Genomic DNA, 452 nt, shown 5'->3' on the forward strand with positions numbered 1-452 from the left:
GATGCAGTAGAGCGCTCCGCCATCCGGCGCTTCGGGGGGCGTGATGAGGTAGCCTCCCGTCAATTTTCCCCTGGAAACGTACACCTGCATGAGGCGGGCGTCGTCGCTCCTGAAATTCGGCATCCAGCGCGTCTCGTCGCTGTACCTGACGTAGTCGGCCGTGAAGAGATCGTCCGACCAGTCGATGGTCGCGCCGTCGATCTGCCCGCTGAAGTCGCTGTGACCATCAGGGCAGGAGCCCTCCCTCGATACGCAGAGGCTCAAGGGCCCCTCCACGGGGGAGCCAGGACAAGCGCCGAGCCGCGAAAGCGAGGTGAGCGTGTAGTTCATGCCGCGGACGCCCTGTGACGCTTGCTCGATCGTGGTGCCAGCGCCCGCGCAGTACCACTCGCCCCCCAGGAACCCTCCGTCGGAGAACCGGAACAGGCCGGTGGCCTCCATGGCTTCTCCGT

1 protein-coding gene is annotated in these 452 nt (G+C 65.7%); it reads right to left on the minus strand.

Features of this window, described 5'->3' with window-relative positions; all coding sequences use genetic code 11:
* Window positions 1-441, minus strand: a 441-nt coding sequence (locus BN4575_RS22925; protein ID WP_141689920.1) for a hypothetical protein, incomplete at its 3' end; no start/stop codon positions are given.
* Window positions 442-452: the final 11 nt, after the last annotated feature.

The sequence above is a fragment of the Aeromonas sp. EERV15 genome (assembly GCF_900079845.1).
Lineage (GTDB): Bacteria > Pseudomonadota > Gammaproteobacteria > Enterobacterales > Aeromonadaceae > Aeromonas > Aeromonas sobria.